Origin of the sequence: Rathayibacter iranicus NCPPB 2253 = VKM Ac-1602, from assembly GCF_003149025.1 — a bacterium.
Classification (GTDB): Bacteria; Actinomycetota; Actinomycetes; order Actinomycetales; family Microbacteriaceae; genus Rathayibacter; species Rathayibacter iranicus.
This window is the reverse complement of the sequence record NZ_QGDV01000010.1, coordinates 1-24111: the sequence shown is the minus strand read 5'-3', so window position 1 is coordinate 24111 and position 24111 is coordinate 1. Positions and strand designations below refer to the sequence as shown.

Genomic DNA, 24111 nt, shown 5'->3' with positions numbered 1-24111 from the left:
GCGCGATGAAGGGATCGACGGGCGACCCCTCGGGCGCGGGAGCTTCAGTCATCCTCGGTCTCCTTTTCCTTCCGGGCGGTAACGGAGCTGAAGGCGAAGCGGCGCGTTGTCCCGTCAGGTCGTCGGGCGCGCACGACGGAGTAGCCGTCGGCCTCGCGAAGGCCAGTGCGGTGCACGATCTCAAGCAGGCCGAGCAGGTCGACGGGACGGCGGATATCGTCCGGCGCCGCGGCGAAGGCGGCACCGAGGTCGAATTCGTGTCCAAGCCCCGCGACATACGCCTCCAGCTCGGCGTAGCGCGGCCCACCCCACGCACGGCTGTCCTCGTCGACGAACTCCGCCCCGCTGTCGTCGTGAGTGAGCGGAGCAGGTCCATCGGCCGGGCGGACGTCCCCCAGGGTGTGGCGGAGGTGTCCGATCCCGGCGACGGGCAGGTGCCGCAGCGGCACGACCGGCGCATCCGGGGCCGTCCACTCCTGCAGGCCCGCCATCACCTCGCGCAACAACTCGTCCACGTGCCGGTCGCGGGCTGGATCGTGAGTCCTTACCTGCCCGGTGATGATGTGGGAGGCGCGCCGCTGGGCGATAAGGACCTCGTGCACGCCCAGCTCCACCCGCCGACCGATCGCGCTCAGCTCCGCGCGCTGGACTGGATCCATCAGGCGCGAGAATGGCTGCACGAGGACCGTGTGCAACTGCTCCGTGAGCGCGTCGATCCGCTCGGAGTCACCGAGAAGCCGCAGCGCTCCCGCAAACGCGCGCCCCTCGCTCGTGGACTGCATCACGTGCTGACCGCGCTCGAGGTACTCGCGCAGCACCTCGCCCGTGGGCCGGATGTCGCGGCGGAGGTCTGCGACCACGTCCCGCTGCATCGCCGTGATCGACTCCGCCACTCGCGCGAAGTCGGCCGGCAACTCGCGCGCTAGATGCACGACGTTCTCCGCCTCTTCCAGCAGGCGCTCATCGTCGGCGGGCTCGATGTCGCCGCCCTCCTCGAGCGCGACGATCTCCGCGTCCAGGCGAGCCCGTTCCGCGCGCAGTCGCGTCAAACGGGCCTGCGGATCGGGCTCGACGTCCGCGGCCAGGCGCTCGACCGCCTCCAGCAACGTGCGCACGCGCGAGTTCGAGACGCGGGTGCGGCCCCCGCCGGTACGCCCCGTGATCTCGAGGGCGCTGACGGCGTGGGCGCTCAGACGGTACACCTCGGCGTCGCCCTCGATCTGCGGCACCAACCAGCCGACACGGACCCAGTACCGGCAGACCTCACGCGCAGTCCCGGTCGGCAGGGCCCGCTCCCCCTCGTCATAGCCGGAGGCGCGCAGCTCATCAAGGATGTCACCGACCTCGGCGTGCAGCTCCGAGACTGCGACGACCTGCCGGTCGACGGTGAACACGAGCGAGAGAGCGGCGACCACGAAAGCGGCATAACGCCCGTGGAGCAGGTCGAGGGTCGGCGTCCGGAAGGCGCCGAGCGAGCGCAAGTAGGCGGCCTCGGCGCGGGAGTTCGACATCGCGCTCCAGGATAGGCGGAGGGACGAAGGTGCGCCGACTGTCACCCCTGTGGGAGCGGAAATCCCTCGGGGGTCCGGTGCGCAGTGAGCCTTGTTAGTAGCGGGTAGACCTTCTTCCACGGTGTTGAGATGCGATTGTCGAATGCCAGGCTCGCATTTCCTCCGCACGGGTAGCGAAGCGCCTTCCGCAGGTCATCCCGCTCGCCGTCGAACGTGTGACTGGGCGCGGCGCGTCAGCTTCCCCTCGGAGCGCGCCACGCCATGACACCGGGCCGCTGTCGACCGTCTTCTCGATATGAGAATCTTGTGGAGCGCGGCCGGCGAGCAGTCGGCTCGAACGACCGACCGGCATGACGTCCTCGCGATCGCCGTCGCCGCCCTGGTGAACGAGCGTTACGTCGATCGAGGCTTCACGATCACCCGCCTGGGTCGAGAGTTGAAGATTGCGCCGGCTGTGCTCCGCCGCCGATTCCGCCGGTTCTACGGGTTGCCAGTCGCGACGCACCTCGCGTCGCGTCGCCTCGAGCTCGCAGAGTTGCTCCTGGCGAAGGCCGCGGGGAGAGATGAACTCGGCCACATCGCCCGCTTGTCCGGCTACCGCGACGCCGCCGCGCTCCGCCGCGACCTGCGCCGCGTGCAGCGCCGCCACTCGCCGCGTCCGTGGCTGACCCACCCCCTCGGCCGCAGCGAGCCCGGCCCCTTCCGGTGGACCGACGTGGACCTCCCGACCCTCCTCCGCACGCTCCCCCAGCGCCCCTGACCGCCTCCGCGCGGCGCACTTGTGATCTGCGGCGTGTTGCCTACTCACGAGTCATCTCGCGGGACGGGCGGGCGCGGTCGTCCGGGAGTTGGATGAGGGTGCGGCTCTGAGCGCTTGCCGTGGATCAGCTGCGCTCTCGCGCTTATCGGCGCGTGGCTCTTCGTCGGGACCCTCACTCTCGTCGGCGCACAGTTCGCCTCGGTGGACGCCACCGGCTCTGGCCCGTTCACCGTCTGGGCGATGGTCTCGGCCGCAGCGGTAGTTCTCACTGAGACCGTTGCGGTGGTCGTCGCGGTCCTCGCGGCCTATCGCGCTGTCGCAGATCCCGTCGCCACCGCCCGTTAGCGCCGCAATCGCGCGCCGACCAGCCCATCACGACGAGGCCCGCACCGCTCTGGTGCGGGCCTCGTCGTGGGTAGAGACCCGGGTCTCGGCAGGAGCGCTAGATAACGCCGGCGTCTGCCGGGAACTCGACGTCCGCCGAAGAGGATGACGTCGCCCACACAGGGGGACTGAGCTCGGCGCCCTCAGAAGAGGGTCACTGGGGATAAGAAAGCAACACTCGATGAAAAATGCGAGAACCTTCATCTCTTAGGGATGTCGAGAGGTAAGTAATAGCGTTATTGTCCTCGTCGGCCGGGCATCCGCTCGGCCTGTTCCCGCGATATCATAGTCGTCTGCTCGAGGGCGACGCCGACGAGCGGGGCTTTTTTCGGGACGGCCAACGCCGCGTCTCAACGCGGCGCCGGAGTCCTTTCTCACTAAGGTGAATCACTGATGTACCCACTACCAGCCCGCACAAGGAGAATTGCTCTCGGCGTCATGAGCATTTTCCTGACGGTCGCCGCGCTCGCCGGTTCCGCTGCACCTGCGAGCGCAGAAGGTCAACCGAGAACCCGGTTCCCCCTCATCGCGGGAACTGGTCTGACGATGCCCGGAGGGCGCTACTGCACCGTTGGCGCGGTGCTTAAGAGAATGGGGGCGGGTTCTCTTCTCTCACCGGCTCTCTCGGCAACGCGATACATCGTCCTCGCTAAGCACTGCTCATCAGGCGTCGGCGCAGTAATACGCCTGAATTTCGTGAACATAGGAGAGGTCGTCTGGCAGTCCTCGACCGATGATGTCGAGCTGGCGGTCATTCCGCCGTATCGGTCGCCAACTCCCCGGGCCTGTTTTGGCTCCGTTGTCTCCTGCATCGCCGGCAGCGCCGTAGCGCCCCGGGCGGTGGGTCGCGTCATGATGAGCACTCGGAGCGGCGAACGCTCCGTCCCGATGAGAGCTCCCGGTACTCCGGCTCCAGGCGAGCGATTCTGCACCAGTGGGCTTGAGTCCGGGGTGAACTGCAACTGGGTATCGGAGGCAGTGCGGCCGCCGGGGTGGAACGACCAAACGGGAACGATGGCTCGTTCCACCAATGCTCAGGGGCTCCTTCATGGCGATTCCGGCGGCCCGGTGATCGGACAGAACGGCGAGCTGTACGGAATTATTGAGCGAAGAGGCGAGCACGAGCACGGGAACCTCATGCAGTACTTGCCGATCGCCACTGTCTTCGACCAGATTGGCCACAACTACCAGATTGCGCCATCATAATTCATCCCCGCCATTCGTACGGTGTCGCCTCGCTGAGGTGATCACACTGCGCCATCTTCGGCGGGTCACTCGAACCGCCCCTTTCTCGCTCTCCATTATGGTCGGCGCTATGCCGCCTGCGGGGGGGTCCTCTTCCATCGATGGGACGCTCCCGTAGGTGGCGCGTGTGCGTGAAGCCCCCCCCCTCCGGCCGGCCGCTTTCGCCTCGGGTGCTGGTCGGCGCGATCGCCGCGTCGACCAGCGGCGAACCCTGTCTGCTTTACAGCAGCCTCGGTCGCAGACTGTGATAACACTCATGTCACTGCTATGGGTATATGACAGTGAGGTCGATACGGTCGCCCTGATCGAGTAACGGCTCGGTCGGTTCTGGCAGATCGCCGTCCGCCTCTCCGCGATTGCCGGAACCTCACTCCAGCGGATCGGCAGTGAGCCCCGCGCCGAGTGCGGCGCTTCCGATCGCCTGTGCACACCAGGAGCCTTCCATGCAGTCGCACCTTCGCCGCCGACATCTTCCTCTCAGCCTGATGAGCTTGCTGCTCGTACTCACCGCGCTTTCCCACTCGGCCACGCCTGCGACTGCCGAGGATGACGAGCGGGCGCGACTTCCGCTTGCCGCAGGATCCACCATCTGGACGGACACCGGCGGCATCTGCACCGTCGGCGCGGTGTTCAAACGGACCGGATGGGGCGCGAACGCGAGCAGGTACACGGCGTCATTTCGCTACCTCGTCACCGCGAAGCATTGCGCGCCGGAGATCGGGCGAGTGTACTCCGTCGGTAACATGCAGGTAGGAATTGTCACCTGGGTCTCTCCGACGGAGGACGTCGAGCTCGTGCAGGTACCGCCGGAAGTGACTCGTACCGACAGCTGTTTTAGTTCCCAAGCGTGTTTCTTGGGCAGCATCATCGCCCCCCGAGCGATCGGGCGTGTGTGGATGGCCGTCCATGGGCGGCTGCGAGCGATCCCGATGAGGTACCGGGCAGTTCCCGGCGCGGACGAGCGTTTTTGCACGAGCGGCGTGATCAGCGGCGTCAATTGCAACTGGGTATTGGAAGAGGATAGGCCCCCTGACTGGCCGTCGATGCAGGGCCAGATTGCCCGATCCCTTAACGCGATCGGAGTCCAGTGGGGAGATTCAGGTGGGCCGGTCATCGGAGCCGACGGCGAACTATACGGCATTATCCAAAAGCTTGGCCTCGGAGGATATAGATACCTCATGCAGTACCTACCGATCGAGACGGTCATGTCGGAATCAGATTACCTGTACGAAATCGCTCCGTCGTAAGAGCGATGTGTCACCTAGCACCACGCCCCTCGGTCATTCAGGGACGCCTCGTGGCTCAGCGCGTCTCAGCGACACGCGACGGGGAGCACGTGAATGACTGAGCATGCCCCGACATCTCGAGAAATATGCATAAGCCCTCATGCCGCTGAGATAGTGTTGCGTGGTCGAGGTCTCTACTGTCGTGATCGGCCGACACTACCGAGCGGCCCCACCAGAACGTCATCTCTAGGTGACGTCTAGCAGACGAGGCCGACCAATGAGAAAAGCCGTCATCGCGTGTCCTGCGAACAGGGCCGTCGGACTGATCAGTGTCCTCCTCGTGCTTGGCGCGATGGTCGGATTTGCGTCGCCGGCGAACGCACTGAACCAGATCCGCAGAACCACTCCGATCGTCGCTGGAACAGTCATCGCATCGCCGACGAAAACGTGCACGGTCGGTGCTGTTCTCGTGCGGAACACCGTGGGCGCCTTTGCCTCGTCAGTGACGGCCGCGGTGCGCTATCTCGTCCTCGCCAAGCACTGCGCTCCAGCGATCGGCACGACAATCAGGCTGGGCACCCGCCCCATCGGCATCGTCACCTGGATCTCGGCCGTGGATGATGTCGAACTCGTTCAGGTTCCTCCCGAGATTACGAGTACTCAAGGCTGCCACGGCGCTCACGGCTGCTTTGGCGGCGACCTGATAGTTCCTCTCGCCAGTGGAAGAGTTGTCCTCGGCACTCCCGGAGGTGAACGTGCGGTGCCAATGAAGCCCGCCGCGATTCCCGGAGCCGACGAGCGCTTCTGCACCAGCGGAGGGATCAGCGGAGTGAATTGCCGGTGGATGGTCGAGACGGACCGGCCCGGAAATTGGGGAGACAGTGCGGGGCAAATAGCAGTCACCACCGGCGACCGCCTGCCTCAGCGCGGCGACTCAGGCGGCCCAGTCGTCGGACAACAGGGCCAGCTCTATGGCATCATCCAGAGAGGCGGGTTTGGATCGTATTCGAATCTCATGCAGTACCTGCCGATAGAAGAGCTCTTCTCCCAGTTGAATCACGAGTTCGATATCGCGCCGCTGTGAATAACAGTTGCCAAAGACCGCAAGAACCCATATTTCAGTACAGCGGCTGTGCGGAACTGGTGGTTCTCACGTCGCTTGTGGTCCGGTCTCCATGTGACGAGACCCGAGAACTGCTGCGGAGCCGATGGCTGCTTGCCGGGCAGCATCGTCGCTCCGAGAGCAGAGAAACGGCACGCGGAGAGGGGAGCAGGTGGTGCCGATACGACCGGTGGCTGCCCCGGTGCGGACGTGCCCTTTTGCACCAGCGGAGCGGTGAGCCGAGTGAACGGCAACGGGCAACTAGAGCACGACAGGCCCGCGAACAGACGGACACCGAAGGGCTGATAGCCCGGTCGACGGGCGGTGAGAGGATCCAGCTCGGCTTCGGTAGAGCCGGAAATATCGTCGAGATTGCGCCGTCGAAGGTGTATTACTCGCGACTCGCTCCGGTCGTACTTCTGCTCAGTGATGCGACCATCGAAATAAGGGAAGGGTCTATGACTACTCGCAAGGTGGCCCTGATGAGACGGATCGCCATCGTATCCGGACCACTCGCCCTCGGAGCATTTCTGCTCTCGGGATGTTCCGATGCGCCCTCGGAGGAGGTCACTTCCGAGACCACCACGCTCGCGGAAGCCGCTTCAACCGCGGATCAGTACGAGCAGAAGCGGCTGGATTATCAGGACAAGATCAGTGCTTGCCTGAGCAAGCGAGGCGTGAGCAGCCTGAATGGCGCAACTCTACCGGACGGGTCAGATGAGCAGGAAACGACCCCCGCCAACAGGGAGGCTGAGTCAGCCTGCACAGACGAGGTCGGAGAGGAGCCGGCACCCACCGCGGAGGAAACCGCGGCGCTGCGGACGTGGAACAACTCGCTGTTTTCCTGCCTCAGCGATAAGGGCCACACCATGCCGGCCCTCCAAGCCAATGGAGAGTGGAACGAGACCGCGATGACGGAACTCTTGAAGACGGACGACACGTTGGACTCGGACACGGACGCCTGCATGACAGACCTCTCGGGATAACTGCGCTGCCGGCGATGTCGCCCGTTCCCGGCAGAACTCACGGATCATCAAAGCGTGTGCCGCTTCTCCTCCTCGCGAGTGACATTGTGCGCAGGCGCGGGCCGCGGCGAAAAGACGCGCACTCTGGAAAGTCGACACCCTGTGATTCGCGTCATCTTCTCGAACGAGCACGTCAGGCTACTGCGCCTCCCAGCACGAACGAGATCTGTGCTACGACAAACGGCGAGGCCCGACCTGAAGAGAAACCTGGCTACAGATGAGACCGATGAACTCTCCGCTGGACCCGGTCGACCACCTCTTGGACACCGCATTCGCCGGAGAGACGAGGGTGTCGGTGGCCGCGTCATGAACGGCATGTTCGGTACCAAATCTGTCCGACGCAACGACCCATTTCAGTACCGTCTTTCGAACCAGGTGTTCACCGAACACGGTTCCGATGGCGTTGATTGAGACATTGGGGTCACTTCGACGGTCTGCCGGAGAGTCCCGCCAACTCCGCAGAAGTAGCTCATAGAACGAAGCAACGTGTGCGATATCATCCACGTCAATATTCAGGTTCGCCGCGAGCTGCAAATGCCCGGCCATCCACGTCTTTTCAGACTCATTCGGCTCCGAGAAGGTGAGCCCGGCCTGATCGACCGCCAGCCATGTCTTCGATCGGCGCCGCCCAAAAAACTTCTTCATGGCGGCGAGTCTACCCGATCATCGCATTCGAGGTCCTCATCGGGGTCAGACGCCGCAGAGGATGCTCGAAGCGTACGTCGACCCTAGGGCAGTTCACCTCAAGCGCTCACGGCTACTCTTTCAACCGCCAAGGGGCACAAAAGGCGCCGCACAACCCGCTGATGACGCTCTCTCTTCTCGCCCGCGGATGCGTATCGCCTGATTCGATGCTCATTCATCCTTTCCGGCCGTCATTGCTTCTTGCTGGCCGCGAAGGGGAACTCGAATTCTTCGAATAGCTCCGTCTGAGCTGCATCAGCACCGCGCATCCGCAGTACGGCGCTGATAAGAGCATGGTTCAGCATGGAGACGCGATCGCCCTCGACCTCAGCACCGTCGGAGAGATTGTCGATTGCCCACTCGAGAGCGGAAAGCTCACCGTACCGCGGCCTTGGCGCAAAGAGGAGGTCTGCCGCGCCTATCTCCACGAGGATGTTGACCACGTAGCTCACCGGGAATGGTCGGTTCTGTCGATCGGTTGGGCTATCGAGATCAATGAAGGAGTCGACCATGCGCTCGAGCGCGGAGTCTGGCACGAGATCCAGATTACCCGTTTCCGACTCGGTGCAGCAGATCCTCATTGGGTCGGTAGTGGGTCCATTTGCCGATGCGGGTGGAGTGCACGAGGCCCGCGCGCTCGAGCGTGCCCATGTAGGAGGACACCGTTGACTGAGCCAGGCCCGCCTTGGCCTGAATATGGGCTGCGCACACGCCAAACTCCGCGCGATCGGCAATGGGCTCCCACTCCGCGAACTGAACCTCGGGGTCGCGAAGCCACTCCAAGATCTCAAGCCGAATCGGGTTCGCTAGCGCCTTCAGGGCTTCCAGCAGCTGGTTCGCCGAGAGCCGATTACTGTCGTTCATGCTCTCGTCCTCCTGATGTCGCGCTCACGCAGCACACGTAGCTGGTCGAGAAATGGCGACCCCGCGCATCGCGCTCGGAACGCCGTACCACCCGGTTAGCGTTGCCGTGGTCGGTCTTACCAGAACGCATCTTCGCCGCCGCACATGTGAACCGCCTCCGGGATCGGCACCACCTGCGTCGCTGAGACGACCAGGAAATTCACCCGGCCCTCGGAGGCGTTCGACTGTCGCGGGCCGCCTTGTCGTCTTTCGCACGACAAGTGCCGGCCCTCTCGCTGATCCGGCTCTTGACCGCACCGAGGAGATAAAACCCTGTTCAAGCGGCTTGTGATCGGAGCAATAAGTCGGGCTGACAGGATTTGAACCTGCGACCCCTTGACCCCCAGTCAAGTGCGCTACCAAGCTGCGCCACAGCCCGTGGCAGTCCAGGCCGAAGCCCGGGCAACTCGACTACCTTAGCGGATGCCGACGCCGGAAACGAAAACGGGCGGGCCCCGTAGAATCACCGGGCGGTACGCGGCGGCACAGGTCGACGCACCGGGAACAGCACAGGAGGCAGTAGCAGTGGACGCGCGGCAGAAGCGATCGCAGGTGGCCCTGCACCGAGCCATCATCGAACTCGCGACCAGCCGCGACATCGCAAGCCTGACCGTCTCCGAGATCACTCATCTCGCGGGCGTCAACCGCTCCACCTTCTACGCGCATGCGACCTCCACCGCCGAGCTGCTCTGCGCGGCGCTGCGTGGGCAGCTCGACGCGATCCGCGACGGCTTCTTGCAACGGCTGCACCAGGGCGCCGCGACCGACATCAGCATCCGCGAGGCCACCGCTCAGGTGCTCGGCCACCTCGAGAACCACCGCGAACTCTACCTCCGCGCGTTCGATGCACCCGCGGGCGACTCCGGATTGCGGGCGATGCTCGCGCTGCATTTTCGCGCGGCGGTTATCGCGACCCTCGAGGCCGGGGTGCTCGAGGTCCCCGAGGGGAAAGCTCCTCGCGGCTTCCTCATCGAGGGAACCGCGTCCTTCCTCGCGGCGGGCTCGACGGGACTGATGGAGGCGTGGCTGCGCTTGCCTGCGCCCCGCTCGACCGAAAGCTACCTCGCGGCCTACCGTCGCCTCCTGCCACCGTGGTGGCCTTTCGCCACCGCCGCCTGACGCCTCGGCCGTCGCGTCCGGCCCGCAGCAGCACGTCCGGCCAGCGAAATCACTCTGCGGTTCGCCGCGACGCGGTCGGCTCGCAGGATCAGAGGATTCCCACGAGCCGACCGTCCACGGACGAGTCGGACTGCCGTCAGCGCGCCCGCTTCTCGCGCACGCGCATGTTCACGTTGACCGGCGATCCCTGGAAGCCGTAGATCTCGCGCAGGCGCCGCGCAATGTAGCGGCGGTAGCCCGGATCGAGGAACCCTGTCGTAAACAGCACGAAGGTCGGCGGCCGCGAGGATGCCTGAGTGCCGAAGAGCACGCGCGGCTGTTTGCCTCCACGAAGAGGGTGCGGGTGCGCCGCGGTGAGTTCGGCCAGGAAGGCGTTGAACTTGCCGGTCGGGATGCGCGTGTCCCACGATTCGAGGGCCAGTTCGAGCGCGGGGACAAGCTTCTCGAGGTGGCGTCCAGTGCGTGCAGAGATGTTGACCCGCGGCGCCCACGCGACGTGCGCCAGGTCGGTCTCGATTTCGCGCTCCAGGTAGCGACGGCGCTCATCATCGAGCAGGTCCCACTTGTTGAAGGCGAGGACGAGCGCGCGGCCCGATTCGAGGACCAGGTCGATGATCCGGACGTCCTGCTCCGAGATGGGCTGCGAGACGTCCAGGACGACGACGGCGACCTCGGCCTTCTCGAGCGCGGTGGAGGTGCGCAACGACGCATAAAAGTCGGCGCCCTGTTGCAGGTGCACGCGGCGGCGAATGCCCGCGGTGTCGACGAAGCGCCACACCTTTCCGGCGATCTCGACCTGCTCGTCGACCGGGTCGCGCGTGGTGCCGGCGAGCTCATTGACGACGACCCGCTCCTCCCCCGCGGCCTTGTTCAGCAGGCTGGACTTGCCGACGTTGGGGCGCCCAAGAATGGCGACGCGGCGCGGACCACCGACCTCGCGCTTGGCGACGGCCGATTCGAGCGGCAGCGTCTTGAGCACCGCGTCGAGCAGGTCGGCCACACCGCGGCCGTGCACGGCCGACACGGGGCGGGGTTCGCCAAGCCCGAGCGACCACAGGGAGGCGGCGTTCGGCTCCTGCCGCGCGTCGTCGACCTTGTTTGCCGCGAGGAATACCGGCTTCTTCGTCTTGCGAAGCAGCTTCACGACGTGCTCGTCGGTCGCGGTCGCGCCGACGTTCGCATCGACCACGAAGATGACGGCGTCCGCGAGGTCGATCGCAATCTCAGCCTGCATGGCGACGGAGGCGTCGATACCGCGCGCGTCGGGCTCCCAACCGCCAGTGTCGACGATGGTGAAGGCGCGGTCGATCCACTCGGCCTTGTACGAGACGCGGTCGCGCGTGACGCCCGGGGTGTCCTCAACGACGGCTTCGCGCCGGCCGAGAATGCGGTTCACCAGCGCTGACTTGCCCACATTCGGGCGACCCACGATCGCCACGACCGGAAGGGCCGGCAGGTAGCGAACCTCGTCAGAGTCCTCAGCGGCGAACTCGAGGAGGTCACGGTCCTCCTCATCGAGGTCGTAATCCTCGAGTCCGCTCCGCAGCGCCTGAGCGCGGGAGGAGGCGAACTCCTCGTCGAGGTCGCCGAGGCGCTCGACGAGGTCGTCGTCCGGGAAGTTCAGCTCGTCGTCACCGACGTGCGTGTCCTGTGCCATGATCGGCCTTTACTCTCGAAGTTCGGACCTCGGCGATGACCGCGTCGACGGTCTGCTCGAAGTCGAGATGAGTGGAGTCAAGAAGAGTGACTCCTTCTGCGGCGTTCATGAAGTCGACCACCTGCGAGTCGGCGCGGTCCCTGGACCGCAACGCCTGACCCGTCGCCTCGGCGGATTGCGTGGTGACCTCGCGCGAACGCCTCGCCATCCTAGCCTCTTCGCTTGCCGTGAGCAGGATCCGCACAGGCGCCGTCGGTGCGACCACGGTCGTAATGTCGCGTCCTTCGACGATGATGCCCTCGCGTCGCGTCTCGCCGATGATCCGCCGGAAGAGCAGGGTGATCCTCCGGCGCACCTCCGGCACCTTCGCAACGGCCGACACCTGCGCAGTGACGCGGGGCTCACGGATTGCCGCGGTCACCTCGGTCGGGCCGACCCAGACCGAGTACGACTCCGGGTCGGTGCCGACGGAGTAGTCGAAGCCGTCGAGCGCGTCGACTATGGCGTCCTCATCGGCGAAGTCGAGCCCCCGGTCGAGTCCGTGCCAGGCGAGTGCCCGGTAAGCGGCCCCGGTGTCGAGGAACTCGAAGCCGAGCCGGCGCGCCGCCTCACGCGACACACTCGACTTACCGCTGCCGGCCGGCCCATCGATCGCCACGACGACTGCCTCACCGAACTCGCCCTGCTCGGCCGCCTCGGACCGGGAGGCGCGGACAGGAGCGGCACCGCCGTCCTCCGGGATACTCTGCTGCGCTCGACGGGCGGGCGTCATCCTGTTCAGGCCACCCCACTGCCTGTTTTGCTCGGTGCTCATCCGGCGATCCTCCAGCCGCGTGCGGTCAGTTCATCTGTCAGCGGAGCGACCGCCTCGGGGACTACCGAGATCTCAGCGAGGCCCACTCGGCGCCCCTCGGCGTGCTCGAGGCGCACGTCCTCGAGGTTGACGCCGGCCTCGCCGATCTCGGCGAGCAGGCGGGCGAGCGCTCCTGGGGAGTCGTCGATGAGCACGATCAGTGTTGAGAAGCGCTGGTCCTGGCCATGCTTGCCGGGCAACCGCGCGACTCCGGCGTTGCCCGCCGCGAGGTGCTCGGCGAGGACGCGACGCGAGCCCGGAGCATCGAGGTCCCGGAGCGCATCGGCGACCTCGGCGATGTCGTCGCGAAAAGCGTCGAGCACCGCGACGACGTGGTGGCGGTTCGCGGCGAGGATCTGCATCCAAAGTTCCGGGTCGGCGGCGGCAAGGCGCGACACGTCGCGCACTCCCTGCCCAGCCAGACGCAACGCGGCATTCGGCGCGTCGAGGAGACGCTGCCCGAGCAGCGACGAGATAACCTGCGGCGCGTGCGAGACGAGACCGACCGAGAGGTCGTGCTCTTCCGGATCCATCTCGACGATCGTCCCGCCGAGATCGAGCGCGAGGCCCTCGACCCGTGCGAGCGCCTCGGCGGTCGTCTCACCGTCGCGGCAAATTACCCAGGGCCGACCCACGAAGAGATCGCCGCGCGCGGAGACGGGTCCGCCGCGCTCGCGGCCGGCCATCGGGTGCGAGCCGATGTAGCGGGAGAGGTCGACGCCGCGGGCGCGTAGCTCGCGCAGCGGCTGCGTCTTGACGCTCGCGACGTCGGTGACGACCGCCTCCGGATGCGCGGCGAGTTCGCGCTCGATGACGCTCGCTGTCACGTCGGGCGGCACGCACACAACCACCACCGAGGGCCGGTCATCGGCGGAGGCGGCACGGCCGGCACCGTAGTCGATGGCAAGCGAGAGACTGGCCGGCGAGGCGTCATCGAGCACGACGTCGATCCCGCGTGAAGCAAGGCCAAGGCCAATGGAGGCGCCCAGCAGGCCGGAGCCGACCACCCGCACCGTGCCGGTCGTCCGCATCGCGGGCGCAGCGGGGTGCAGGAACTCATTCACCCGGACAGCCTAGCGATCGGGGCGACGCTGCTTGTCCGGTCCCGAGCGGCGCGGAGGAGTATCCCGCCGCTGACCGCCTGTGGAGGAGCCTCCGCGACCGGGAGCCACTTCGCGACCGCCGACACCGCGCCCCGCGCCTCGCTCACCCGAGTCAGGCCGCGGCCGCCGAGCCCCCGCGCTGGCCTTCCGCGTCGGCGCCGGCGTCGCGGCGGCCACCTTCTCTCCGCCCTGCCTCGCGATGGTGAGTAGCGCTCCCAGCTCGTCGCGGGTCAGATCGCGCAGATCGCCCGAGCGCAGTGTTCCCAGGTGCAGCGGCCCGAACTGCCGCCGCACGAGTTCGATCACAGGGTGCCCGACCGCCGCCATCATCCGCCGCACGACGCGGTTGCGCCCCGAGTGCAGGGTGATCTCGACGAGCGACGCGTTCGATCGCCCCTCCGGCCGCCCCAGGAGCCGCGCTTTGTCCGCCGCCACCGATCCGTCATCGAGTTCAATCCCGGCGGTCAGCGCTGCGATCGTCTGCGGGAGGACCTGCCCGTGCACTTTCGCTATGTAGGTCTTTGTCACTCCGAACGACGGATGCGCGAGCACGTGCGCAAGCTCGCCGTCGTTGGTGAGCACCAGGAGCCCGGAGGTCTCGGCGTCGAGGCGGCCGACGTTGAACAGCCGCTCCTCGAAGTTCTTCGTGTAGGTGCTGAGGTCCGGTCGGCCGTTCTCGTCGGCCAGCGAACTGACCACTCCGACCGGCTTGTTGAGCATCACGTAGCGGCGAGACGTGTCGAGCTGCACCGCCACTCCGTCAACCTCGATCCGGTCAGTCGCTGGGTCGATACGGCGGCCGAGCTCGTCGGCCACGGTGCCGTTCACGCGGATCCGCCGCGCGACGATCATCTCCTCGACCACCCGGCGGGAGGCGACCCCCGCGGCCGCGAGGACCTTCTGCAGTCGTTCGCCGTCGGGGCCGTTGTCAGGCGCGCTCATCGAATCCGTCTCTTCCGTCGCTCAGTAGGGGCGAAATCTTCGGCAGCTCATCGAGCGAGGTGAGGCCGAGGTGCACGAGCAGCTGCTCGGTGGTGCCGTAGAGGACCGCGCCCGTCTCGGGATCGTGCCCGACCTCCGCGATCAGGCCGCGGCCGAGGAGGGTGCGCGCGACGGAGTCGACGTTGACCGCGCGAATCTGCGCGACCTGGCCCCGCGAGACGGGCTGCTTGTACGCGATGACGGCCAGCGTTTCGAGCGCCGCCTGCGAGAGCCGCGTCGGGTTCTGGGTCAGCACGAAGTCCGAGACAACGGCGTCATACTCGCGACGCACATAAATCCGCCAGCCACCGCCGACCTCGCGCAACTCGAACCCGCGGCGGATCGAGCCGTCGATCCCGTCATAGTCGGCGACGAGCCGCTCGATCGACTGGCGGACCACCGCGATCGGCCGCGAGAGAGCGGCAGCAAGGGCGGCGAGCGACTGCGGCTCGTCGGCCACCATCAGGATCGCCTCGATCGCCCGGTCGATCATGACACCGGCACCGGAATCTGCGTCGGTCTCAACTGAGCACTCACGCGTCATAGTCCGCCCCCAGCGCGGCAAGACTCTCGTCGCTCCACGACTCCGAGATCCAGCGCAGCGTCAACTCGCCGAGCGGCTCCGGCTGCTCGAACGAGACGGCCCCGTGCCGGTAGAGCTCCAGCACGGCGAGGAAGCGGGCCACGATCACACCCTTTTCATCCGCGCCCGCAATCAACTCGCGGAACGTCGCCCGCTCCCGTGAACGCAGCACGCGGACGATGTGGGCGGCCTGCTCTCGGATACTGATCCGCGGCGCGTGCAGGTGATCGAACCCGACGGTCGGCAGTTCTCGGGGCGCAAGCGCGAGCGTGGCCAGCGCGGCGAAGTCCTCGGCCGACAGGGTCCAGACGAGTTCCGGCTTCGTCGCCCGGTACTCCTCTTGCAACGGGACCTCACGCACATGGCGGGCGGTCTCGATCGCCATCCGCTCGGCGAACCACGACGAGACCTGCTTGAACGCCCGGTACTGCAGGAGCCGCGCGAACAGCAGGTCGCGGGCCTCCAGCACAGCGGCGTCCTCCGCGTCCACGAGTTCGCCCTGCGGCAGCAACCCGGCGATCTTGAGGTCGAGAAGTGTCGCGGCGACGACCAGGAATTCGGACGCGCGGTCCAGCCCTTCGAGCGTGTCGATCCCGTGCAGATAAGAGAGGAACTCGTCCGTCACCGCGCTCAGAGCGATCTCGGTGATATCGACCTGCTGCTTCGCGATAAGGCTCAGGAGGAGGTCGAACGGGCCCTCGAAGTTGGTCAGAGCGACGCGGAATCCGGCCGGCGCGAGACGCCCCTCGAGCACGCCCTCAGGCGACCGCGCCACGCGAGATCAGCTCCCTGGCGAGCTTGCGGTACGCCTTCGCGGCGTTGTGCTCGGGGGCAAACTGCGTGATCGGCACACCGGACACGCTGGCGTCGGGGAACTTCACCGTCCGGCCGATCACCGTCTCGAGGACGCTGTCGCCGAACGCGTCGACCACGCGGTCGAGTACCTCCCGCGAGTGCAGGGTGCGGGAGTCGTACATCGTGGGCAGAATGCCGTCGAGCTCGATGACCGGGTTCAACCGATCGCGCACCTTGTCGATCGTCTCGATCAGCAGCGCGACCCCGCGCAGAGCGAAGAACTCGCATTCGAGTGGGATGAGGACCCCGTGGCTCGCGGTGAGCGCGTTCACAGTCAGCAGTCCCAGCGAGGGTTGGCAGTCGATCAGGATGACGTCATAGTCGGCGCTCACCTTGCGCAGCACGCGGGCGAGGATCTGCTCGCGGGCGACCTCGTTGACGAGATGCACCTCCGCCGCCGAGAGGTCGATGTTGGCCGGGATGATGTCGAGATTGGGGACGCGGGTGCTGCGGATCGCCTCGGCCGGGTCCTTCACGGTGCCGAGGAGGAGGTCGTAGATCGTGATCGCGTCGTAGGTCGCCACCCCGAGGCCCGCGGAGAGAGCGCCCTGGGGATCGAAGTCGATCGCCAGCACGCGGCGACCGTACTCGGCGAGCGTCGCGCCCAGGTTGATGGTCGTCGTCGTCTTGCCGACTCCGCCCTTCTGATTGCAGAGCGAGATGATTCGCGCGGGTCCGTGGCCGGTCAGCTCCACCGGCAGCGGGAAGTCGCGCAGGGGGCGGCCGGTCGGGCCGAGCGTCGGGGCTTCGAGACCGGTGAGCTCGGCCTTGTCGTCCGTCTTGCGTGTCACCTGCGTCTACCTCGTCTCCGTGTCGGCGAGCGCTCCCGCGCGGCCTGCGTCGAGTGTACCGGCGCCCCGGTCCCCCGCTGCCGCGCCCCGCCGAGCCCCGAATTAGCGCCGCGCGCGCGGGTGCGCCGACGTGTACACGTCGCGCAGAGTATCCGCCGTCACCAGCGTGTAGATCTGCGTCGTCGCCACCGATGCGTGCCCCAGCAGCTCCTGCACCACACGCACATCCGCTCCGCCCGCCAGCAAATGGGTCGCGAAGGAGTGCCGGAACGTATGCGGCGAGATCGTGACATCCAGACCCGCCTTCTCGGCGACCGCCCGGATGACCAGCCACGCGCTCTGCCGAGACAGCCGGCTCCCCCGCATCCCGAGGAAGAGCGCTGGAGTCGCCCGCTGACGCCTCGAGAATTCCGGACGCGCGCGCACCAGGTACTCGTCCACCGCCTCCCGGGCGTAGCGCCCGAGCGGCACCATGCGCTGTTTCGAGCCCTTGCCCGTGAGACGCACGACCTCGGCGTCCCGCACATCGTCGACGTTGAGGTCGACCGCCTCCGAAATACGCGCCCCGGTCGCGTAGAGCAACTCAAGCAGTGCCCGGTCGCGCAGGTCGGCCAGGTCCTCGCCGCGCGCAGCCTGGAGCAGCGCCGTCATCTGCTCGATGGTGATCGCCTTGGGCAGTGTCATCGGCAGCTTGGGCGGCACGACATCGTGCGCGACGTCGTCGGCGACCAGGCCCTCCTCCAGCGCAAACCGGTGTAGCCCGCGCACACTCGAAAGAACCCTCGCCCTCGAGGTCGGCGCGAGCGGCCTGTCTGGACGCGCCGCAAGCCAGGAGGAAAACTCGCCGACATCTGCTCGTCGCAACGAGGCCAAATCCCCGGTCCCACGCTCCTCGAGCCAGCCGAGATAGAGCGCGAGGTCACGCCGGTACGCCGCGAGCGTGTGCGCCGAGAGCCCACGTTCGATGCTCGCCTGACGGAGGTAAGCCTCAGCGCACGCGCGCGGCGTCACTCTCGCGGGTGGCGCGCCCGGGGGTGCCGCGTCCATGGCACGGCGGCGTCGCCCAGTCCGCGCCAGTCGCGGGCCCGGAATGTGTGCGCCGCCAAGACGGCGATCGTCAGCGAGGGGTTCTGCACCCGCCGGGCCAGTACCGCCTCAACGACCTCGTCGAGCGGCACCCAGCGCAGCTCCATATCCGCCTCCTCGGCTTCGCGCTCGAAAGCAGAGGCGGTGGCTGAGAGCCCACGAGCGAGGTAGATCCTGATGACCTCATCGCTGCCGCCTGGCGAGGTCGCGAACTCCGAGAGCAGGTCCCAGCGCTCGGCCTGCAGGTCGGCCTCCTCCCCCAACTCGCGCTGCGCGGCGACGAGCGGATTCTCACCCTCGATGTCGAGAAGCCCCGCGGGGATCTCCCACTCGCGACTGCGCAGCGGGTGACGGTACTGCTTGATCAGCGCCACCTGGCCGTCGTCGTCGAGCGCCAGCACCGCGACGGCGCCGGTGTGGTAGATGAATTCGCGCCGCAACCCACCATCGCCGTAGCGGAAGGTTTCCGTGCGGACATCCCACACCATCCCGTTGAAGACCCGCTCGCTGGTCAGGATCTCGGGCTCGATCAGCTCGTCGGACAGCGGCTCACTCATTGTCGTCCGCCTCCGAGGCAGGGAACAGCCGCGAGGATTCCTGGCGCTCCAGCGCCGCGGTCACCAGGCCGCGGAAAAGTGGGTGCGCGTTGTTCGGGCGCGAGCGCAACTCCGGATGTGCCTGGGTACCGACGTAATAGGGGTGCTTGTCGCGCGGCAACTCGACGTACTCGACGAGGTGCCCGTCCGATGATGTGCCCGAGAACCAGAGGCCGGCCTCCGCGATTCGATCGCGGTACGCGTTGTTGACCTCGTAGCGGTGACGGTGGCGCTCGGCCGCCTCGGGCGCTCCGTAGACCTCGGCCACAATCGAGCCCTCGGCGAGCGTCGCCGTGTAGAGCCCGAGCCGCATGGTGCCGCCCATGTCACCGGAGGCGAGGATCTCGACCTGCTCGGCCATCGTCGCGATCACGGGGAAGTCGGTGTCCGGGTCGAACTCCGTCGAGGAGGCGCCTCCGAGCCCAGCCTTGGTGCGCGCGTATTCGATCACCATGCACTGCAGCCCCAGGCACAGACCGAGCGTTGGGATCCCGTTCTCGCGGGCGAAGCGCAACGCGCCGAGCTTGCCCTCGATGCCGCGGATGCCGAAGCCACCGGGAACACAGATCCCGTCGAGCTCCGAGAGTGCCCTCGCCGCGGCCTCCGGGTCCTCGAGTCCGTCAGAGGCGATCCAGCGGATGACGACCTTCGTCTGCTGTGCGAAGCCGCCGGCCCGCAGCGCTTCGGTCACCGACAGATAGGCGTCCGGCAGGTCGATGTACTTGCCGACCAGCCCGATGGTGACCTCGTGCTTGGGCTCGTGCACAGCCTCGAGCAGGCGCGCCCAACCATCCCAAACGACCTCACCGGCGGGCAGATGGAGCTGATCGATGATGTAGGAGTCGAGGCCCTGCTCGTTGAGCATCTGCGGGATCTCGTAGATCGACGCGACGTCCATGGCGTTCACGACGGCCCGCTCATCCACATCGCACATGAGCGCGATCTTGCGCTTGTTCGACTCCGACACGGGCCGGTCGCTGCGGAGGACGAGAGCGTCCGGCTGAATCCCGATCGAACGCAGGGCGGCGACGGAGTGCTGGGTCGGCTTCGTCTTCTGCTCGCCGGACGCGCCCATGAATGGCACAAGCGAGACGTGCACGAAGAAGACGTTCGCGCGGCCCAGCTCGTGGCGGACCTGACGCGCCGACTCGATGAACGGCTGGCTCTCGATATCGCCGACCGTGCCGCCGATCTCGGTGATGATCACGTCCGGCTGCGGGTCGTCCTCGGCCTGCAGCCGCATTCGCCGCTTGATCTCATCGGTGATGTGCGGGATGACCTGCACGGTGTCGCCGAGGTACTCCCCTGCGCGCTCTCGGGCGATCACCCGCGAGTAGATCTGCCCGGTCGTGACGTTCGCCGCCTGGTCGAGGTTGATGTCGAGAAAACGCTCGTAGTGCCCGATGTCGAGGTCCGTCTCGGCACCGTCGTCGGTCACAAAGACCTCGCCGTGCTGGAAGGGGTTCATCGTGCCCGGGTCCACGTTGAGGTACGGGTCGAGCTTTTGCATGACCACGCGGAGTCCGCGCGCCGTCAAGAGGTTGCCCAGGCTGGCGGCCGTCAGGCCCTTGCCGAGCGAGGAGACGACTCCACCCGTGACGAAAATGTGCTTCGTGATCTTCACAGGAATGTCCTGCCCAGCCGACGACGTGACCCGCGTCGACGAGTCGGAGAATCTCACGGAATCCGCGGGAGAAGAAGGGGAAAGGCCCGTATTCGTAAAGTCCACCACGGGCTTCCACCCTAACAGCACATTCGGAGCGGCCGACGTCCTCCGCCCGGATCAGGGCCGGCCTCAGCCGCGCCGGCTCATCTCCAGTAACTCCCGCGCGTGCGCGAGGGCGTTCGCCGAGTCGGTGAGGCCAGAAAGCAGCCGCGCCATCTCCGAGACGCGCTCCTCGGCGTCGAGCTGCGTCACAGCGCTCGACGTCACCGCACCGTCCGATCCCTTCTCGACACGAAGGTGATTGGTCGCGAAGGCTGCGACCTGCGCCAAATGCGTGACCACGATGACCTGTGAGGTCTCGGCGAGGCGCGCGAGGCGTCGGCCGATCTCCATCGCCGCGGCGCCGCCTACTCCGGCATCCACCTCGTCGAACACAAAGGTGGGCACGGGGTCGTTGGCGGCGACCACGACCTCGATCGCCAGCATGACCCGCGAGAGTTCGCCGCCGGAGGCGCCGCGAGCGAGTGGTCGCGGTACTGCCCCGGAGTGCGGCTGCAGCAACATTTCGACCACGTCGCGACCGTGGAGTGACGGGTCGCCCGTCGCTGTCACCTGCACGTGCAGGCGCGCATCGGCCATCGCGAGCGCGGCCAGCTCATTGCTCACGCTCTCCCCCAGCTCCGCCGCCGCCGCAGTGCGTAGCTCCGTCAGCCGAGTCGCGAGCCGATCGACGAGATCGGCGTCGGCGGCAGTCTCGGCCGCGAGAGCCGCGATCCGCTCGTCGTCGCCATCGAGCTCGAGCAGGCGCAGTCCCGAGGAGTCGACCAGGTCGAGAACATCGTCCAGCGTCGGCCCATAGGTCCGGGCGAGCATCGACAGCTCGGCGCGTCGGTTCTCGATCAGTTCGAGGTCGTGCGCGCCGTCCAGGTCAAGCTCGGCCAGGTAGGAGGAGAGAGAGCCCGCCGCTTCGACGAGCAGCACGGAGGCCTCACCGAGGACCTGCACCGTCGGCTGCAAAGCTGCGTCGTGCTCGGCGGCCCGCTCTAGCACGCGCCGCGCTGTCTCGACGAGCCCGAGTGCGTCGCGCCCGTCCAGCTCTTCCGAGGACACGGCCTCCCGCGCCTCACCCGCTGCCAGCCGAAGCTGTTCGATGCTGCCGAGGCGGGCCGACTGAGCGGCGAGTTCGACGTCCTCGCCCCGCTGCGGACCGATCACCTCGATCTCGGCGAGGGCGGCACGGAGCCGCTCCGCCTCGCGAACGCGAGCCTCGCGCGCGTCGCTGAGACGGTCGAGTTCGTCGCGGTTGGCGCGCCAGCGCTCAAACGCACTCGTGTACTCGCGAAGCGCCGTGGCGAGGCCCGGTCCGCCGAAACGGTCCAGCGCCTCGCGCTGTGCGGCGGCCGAGCGGAGGCGAATCTGATCCGATTGCCCATGCACGACGACCAGCTGGTCGGCGAGTTCGCTGAGGACACTCACTGGAGCGCTGCGGCCCCCGACGACCGCGCGCCCGCGCCCCTCCGCCGAGACCGACCTCGCCAGTAACAACTCCGGCCCGTCCAGGTCGCCCCCCGCATCGTGCACGCGGTCGGCGACGGGGCCTGCCTCGGGAACCAACCAGCGACCCGACACCCACGCCTGCCGTGCACCCGACCGCACCGCGGACGCATCCGATCGCGCGCCCAGCACGAGACTGAGTGCGGTGACGACCATGGTCTTGCCGGCACCAGTCTCCCCGGTGACCGCCGTGAAGCCCGGTCCGAGCGGAAGCGTCGCCTCAGCGATCACCCCAAGGTCGCGGATCTGCAGCTCTTCGAGCATGGGCCTTACTCCGTCTCCGCCGACCCCCGCCATCCACGGATGGGGAGACCGAACTTGTGCACGAGGCGATCGGTGAAGGAGGCGTTGTGGAGGCGCGCGAAGCGCACGGGCACCGGAGAGCGGCGGTAGACGACACGTGCACCCGTTGGCAGCTCGTACGTGCGCCGCCCATCGGCCCAGAGCACGCCCACGCCATCTGTCCGCTCTTTCACCTCAACCGCGAGGCTCGAATCGGGGCCCACCACCAGAGGTCGTGCAAAGAGAGCATGCGCGCTCAGCGGCACCAGCAGCATCGCTTCCAGGGTCGGCCAGACCACAGGACCGCCGCCCGAGAACGCGTATGCGGTCGACCCGGTCGGAGTCGATACCACGATCCCGTCACAGCCGAAGCTCGACAACGGACGCCCGTCAACGCCGACCATCACCTCGAGCATCCGCTCGCGGCTACCCTTCTCGACCGTCGCCTCGTTCAGAGCCCAGGTCTCATAGACGACCACGTCGTCGATCTTGACGCGCACCTGCAACGTCATTCGCTCCTCGACGCGGTAGTCGCCGCTGAGCGCTCGCGCGACGGCATCGTCGAGGTCGTCGCGCTCGCTCTCGGCGAGGAACCCGACGTGGCCGAGGTTGACGCCAAGCAGCGGCGCGGTCCCGGAGCGAACGATCTCCGCGGCTCGGAGAATCGTGCCGTCACCGCCCAGCACGAAGACCAGCTCGATGGACTCCAGGGGGACATCGACGCCGAGTACGTCCACGTCGGCCAGATCGGGCGCCGCGGCAACCATGTCGCCCTTGTCCTCCGCGCAGAGAACAGGCCGCGCACCGGAGTCGCGTAGGCGTTCGACAACGAGGATCGCCGCATCGAGGGAGTCCGTTCGTCCGGTGTGGGCGACGACGAGGATGTTGCGCTCGTCAGGAGGGGACTGCATCGAGGAGGTGTCCTTCGGATCGAGTGACGGCGGCGGACACGATCGCGTCATCCGGTGGTGAGCGCGGTGACCGCGTCCCTCCATTCTGTCGGATTCGTTCCGCGGTCGCGGTGGAGGTGCACCAGATACTCGTGATTCCCCGCGGTCCCGGGAAAAGGCGACTCGATGAGACCGACGACACCGAGACCGAGATCCCAGGCCGACCAAAGAACGTCCGAGAGCGCTTCGCGCCGCAGGGCCGGATCGCGCACGATTCCCTCACGGATGCCGGTTCGCCCCACCTCGAACTGCGGCTTGACCAGCAGCACGAAGTCGGCCGACCCAGAAACGGATGCTGCCACGGGAGGCAGTACCAGTGTCAGGGAGATGAACGATACGTCCGAGACGACCAAGTTAGGCACGACCTCAGTACCGGAGGCCTCGGCGAGGCGTGCCGGAGTCATGTCGCGGGCGTTAAATCCCTCCACCACGCGCACTCTCTCGTCGGAGCGGATGCGCGGTGCCAGCTGCGCATGCCCGACATCGAGCGCGATGACCGAGACCGCCCCCCGCTCGAGAAGGACCTGCGAAAAGCCACCGGTTGACGCGCCCACGTCGAGCGCGTTCACGCCCTCCACCTGGACCGCGAAGGAGTCCAGCGCCGAGAGAAGCTTGTGCGCAGCACGACTGACGTAGTGGTCGAGGTCGGCGACCGCCACCTCCTGATCGGCATTTACACGGAGTGAGGCCTTGAGCGCCGGAATCCCGTCGACCGTGACGACCCCGTCGGCGATCATCCGAGCGGCATGGGTCCGCGAGCGTGCGATTCCCCTATCTGCGAGAGCGGAGTCGAGTCGTGAACTGTCCGTCATCGGGGGCGATCCGCGTTCTCCAGCAGAAGCCGAAGCTCCTCCTGGACCTGGGAGTACGCAGCCGCCCTCTCGTGCAGCGGACTGTCCTCGATCTCATCGAGTCTCGCTCCAAGGTCGGCGGTGACCATCTCGACGCGCTCGCGGGCAGTGCCGTCCTGCTCGGTGTGGTCTTGCTTCACCATTTCTCCTTAATCAGGAGCGAGACGATGAGGTATCCGACGTCGCTCCGACCGCCGAACTCACCCATAAGATCGCGACGAGCGGTTAAACAGCGATGGCCACCCAGGGTCTGGGTGGCCATCGTGAATGGTGTCCGGCGGTGTCCTACTCTCCCACAGGGTCTCCCCTGCAGTACCATCGGCGCTGAGAGTCTTAGCTTCCGG

General features: G+C 66.9%; 24 protein-coding genes, 1 tRNA gene, 1 rRNA gene and 1 pseudogene. 7 read left to right on the top strand and 20 right to left on the bottom strand.

All coding sequences use genetic code 11. The features are described from left to right. Nucleotides 1–44: 44 nt before the first annotated feature. Nucleotides 45–1511, bottom strand: coding sequence for a DUF3375 domain-containing protein (locus B0H03_RS10965; RefSeq protein WP_104264025.1), 1467 nt, complete (start codon nucleotides 1509–1511; stop codon nucleotides 45–47). Between the two features lie 295 nt (nucleotides 1512–1806). Here B0H03_RS10965 and B0H03_RS10960 point away from each other — a divergent pair, with 295 nt between their 5' ends. From B0H03_RS10960 to B0H03_RS10935, 6 genes are all read left to right on the top strand, one after another. Then, entirely contained in the window at nucleotides 1807–2271 is a 465-nt protein-coding gene (locus B0H03_RS10960; protein WP_104264024.1) for a helix-turn-helix domain-containing protein, read from the top strand. Between the two features lie 114 nt (nucleotides 2272–2385). Then, a complete protein-coding gene (locus B0H03_RS10955) occupies nucleotides 2386–2616 on the top strand; it encodes a hypothetical protein (RefSeq protein WP_104264023.1) in 231 nt (76 codons plus the stop codon). A gap of 477 nt (nucleotides 2617–3093) precedes the next feature. Further along, nucleotides 3094–3861, top strand: a complete 768-nt coding sequence (locus B0H03_RS16245) for a chymotrypsin family serine protease (protein ID WP_127843868.1) — start codon at nucleotides 3094–3096, stop codon at nucleotides 3859–3861. A gap of 482 nt (nucleotides 3862–4343) precedes the next feature. After that, nucleotides 4344–5147, top strand: coding sequence for a chymotrypsin family serine protease (locus tag B0H03_RS10945; protein ID WP_104264021.1), 804 nt, complete (start codon nucleotides 4344–4346; stop codon nucleotides 5145–5147). A 256-nt stretch (nucleotides 5148–5403) separates the two neighbouring features. Next, a complete protein-coding gene (locus tag B0H03_RS10940) occupies nucleotides 5404–6210 on the top strand; it encodes a hypothetical protein (protein ID WP_104264020.1) in 807 nt (268 codons plus the stop codon). Between the two features lie 236 nt (nucleotides 6211–6446). Next, nucleotides 6447–7214 carry a hypothetical protein gene (locus B0H03_RS10935; protein WP_127843867.1) on the top strand — a complete coding sequence of 256 codons (768 nt, stop codon included), beginning with the start codon at nucleotides 6447–6449 and terminating at the stop codon, nucleotides 7212–7214. A gap of 210 nt (nucleotides 7215–7424) precedes the next feature. On the opposite strand, the gene B0H03_RS10930 is transcribed toward B0H03_RS10935, so the two are convergent. The 4 genes from B0H03_RS10930 to B0H03_RS10915 all read right to left on the bottom strand — a co-directional run bounded on the left by B0H03_RS10930 (nucleotide 7425) and on the right by B0H03_RS10915 (nucleotide 9219). Then, nucleotides 7425–7898: a DUF3806 domain-containing protein gene (locus B0H03_RS10930; protein WP_104264018.1), complete on the bottom strand. Its 474-nt coding sequence runs from the start codon at nucleotides 7896–7898 to the stop codon at nucleotides 7425–7427. Between the two features lie 230 nt (nucleotides 7899–8128). Beyond that, nucleotides 8129–8449: a hypothetical protein gene (locus B0H03_RS10925; RefSeq protein ID WP_127843866.1), complete on the bottom strand. Its 321-nt coding sequence runs from the start codon at nucleotides 8447–8449 to the stop codon at nucleotides 8129–8131. A gap of 34 nt (nucleotides 8450–8483) precedes the next feature. After that, nucleotides 8484–8801, bottom strand: coding sequence for an ArsR/SmtB family transcription factor (locus B0H03_RS10920; protein ID WP_104264016.1), 318 nt, complete (start codon nucleotides 8799–8801; stop codon nucleotides 8484–8486). A gap of 344 nt (nucleotides 8802–9145) precedes the next feature. Continuing rightward, nucleotides 9146–9219 (bottom strand) — tRNA-Pro (locus B0H03_RS10915). A 173-nt stretch (nucleotides 9220–9392) separates the two neighbouring features. Here B0H03_RS10915 and B0H03_RS10910 point away from each other — a divergent pair. Then, complete coding sequence (locus B0H03_RS10910; protein ID WP_160487311.1) at nucleotides 9393–9959, top strand: TetR/AcrR family transcriptional regulator; 567 nt, start codon at nucleotides 9393–9395, stop codon at nucleotides 9957–9959. Between the two features lie 136 nt (nucleotides 9960–10095). Here the strand turns inward: B0H03_RS10910 and der are convergent, their stop codons facing one another. From der to rrf, 15 genes and pseudogenes are all read right to left on the bottom strand, one after another. Further along, nucleotides 10096–11616: a ribosome biogenesis GTPase Der gene (gene der / locus B0H03_RS10905; protein WP_104264014.1), complete on the bottom strand. Its 1521-nt coding sequence runs from the start codon at nucleotides 11614–11616 to the stop codon at nucleotides 10096–10098. Continuing rightward, nucleotides 11591–12430 (bottom strand): (d)CMP kinase, encoded by an 840-nt coding sequence (cmk, locus tag B0H03_RS10900; RefSeq protein ID WP_237399478.1) that lies wholly within the window; start codon nucleotides 12428–12430, stop codon nucleotides 11591–11593. The genes der and cmk overlap by 26 nt, the downstream gene beginning before the upstream one ends. Beyond that, nucleotides 12427–13500, bottom strand: a complete 1074-nt coding sequence (locus tag B0H03_RS10895; RefSeq protein ID WP_104264063.1) for a prephenate dehydrogenase — start codon at nucleotides 13498–13500, stop codon at nucleotides 12427–12429. Before B0H03_RS10895 ends, cmk begins: the two co-directional genes overlap by 4 nt. A 261-nt stretch (nucleotides 13501–13761) precedes the next feature. Beyond that, nucleotides 13762–14514, bottom strand: a pseudogene (locus B0H03_RS10890) (pseudouridine synthase); the annotation flags it as partial. Beyond that, on the bottom strand, nucleotides 14501–15046 hold the full coding sequence (gene scpB / locus B0H03_RS10885; RefSeq protein ID WP_337189966.1) for an SMC-Scp complex subunit ScpB: 546 nt from the start codon (nucleotides 15044–15046) through the stop codon (nucleotides 14501–14503). The gene scpB and the pseudogene B0H03_RS10890, both read right to left, overlap by 14 nt. A gap of 40 nt (nucleotides 15047–15086) precedes the next feature. Further along, complete coding sequence (locus B0H03_RS10880) at nucleotides 15087–15911, bottom strand: segregation and condensation protein A (protein WP_104264011.1); 825 nt, start codon at nucleotides 15909–15911, stop codon at nucleotides 15087–15089. After that, the gene (locus B0H03_RS10875) at nucleotides 15895–16782 is read right to left on the bottom strand and encodes a ParA family protein (RefSeq protein ID WP_104264010.1); all 888 of its coding nucleotides are present in this window, start codon (nucleotides 16780–16782) and stop codon (nucleotides 15895–15897) included. The genes B0H03_RS10880 and B0H03_RS10875 overlap by 17 nt, the downstream gene beginning before the upstream one ends. A 102-nt stretch (nucleotides 16783–16884) precedes the next feature. Further along, nucleotides 16885–17829 (bottom strand): site-specific tyrosine recombinase XerD, encoded by a 945-nt coding sequence (xerD, locus tag B0H03_RS10870; protein WP_104264009.1) that lies wholly within the window; start codon nucleotides 17827–17829, stop codon nucleotides 16885–16887. Then, complete coding sequence (locus B0H03_RS10865) at nucleotides 17790–18425, bottom strand: NUDIX domain-containing protein (RefSeq protein WP_104264008.1); 636 nt, start codon at nucleotides 18423–18425, stop codon at nucleotides 17790–17792. The genes xerD and B0H03_RS10865 overlap by 40 nt, the downstream gene beginning before the upstream one ends. Continuing rightward, nucleotides 18418–20088: a CTP synthase gene (locus B0H03_RS10860; RefSeq protein WP_419956904.1), complete on the bottom strand. Its 1671-nt coding sequence runs from the start codon at nucleotides 20086–20088 to the stop codon at nucleotides 18418–18420. Before B0H03_RS10860 ends, B0H03_RS10865 begins: the two co-directional genes overlap by 8 nt. Nucleotides 20089–20259: 171 nt before the next feature. Beyond that, entirely contained in the window at nucleotides 20260–21948 is a 1689-nt protein-coding gene (gene recN / locus B0H03_RS10855) for a DNA repair protein RecN (RefSeq protein ID WP_104264007.1), read from the bottom strand. 5 nt (nucleotides 21949–21953) lie between these two features. Beyond that, a complete protein-coding gene (locus B0H03_RS10850; protein WP_104264061.1) occupies nucleotides 21954–22877 on the bottom strand; it encodes an NAD kinase in 924 nt (307 codons plus the stop codon). A gap of 47 nt (nucleotides 22878–22924) precedes the next feature. Then, entirely contained in the window at nucleotides 22925–23728 is an 804-nt protein-coding gene (locus B0H03_RS10845) for a TlyA family RNA methyltransferase (RefSeq protein WP_104354076.1), read from the bottom strand. Next, nucleotides 23725–23910, bottom strand: a complete 186-nt coding sequence (locus B0H03_RS10840) for a hypothetical protein (protein WP_104264005.1) — start codon at nucleotides 23908–23910, stop codon at nucleotides 23725–23727. Before B0H03_RS10840 ends, B0H03_RS10845 begins: the two co-directional genes overlap by 4 nt. 129 nt (nucleotides 23911–24039) lie before the next feature. Further along, a 5S ribosomal RNA gene (rrf, locus tag B0H03_RS17635) occupies nucleotides 24040–24111 on the bottom strand; the annotation flags it as partial.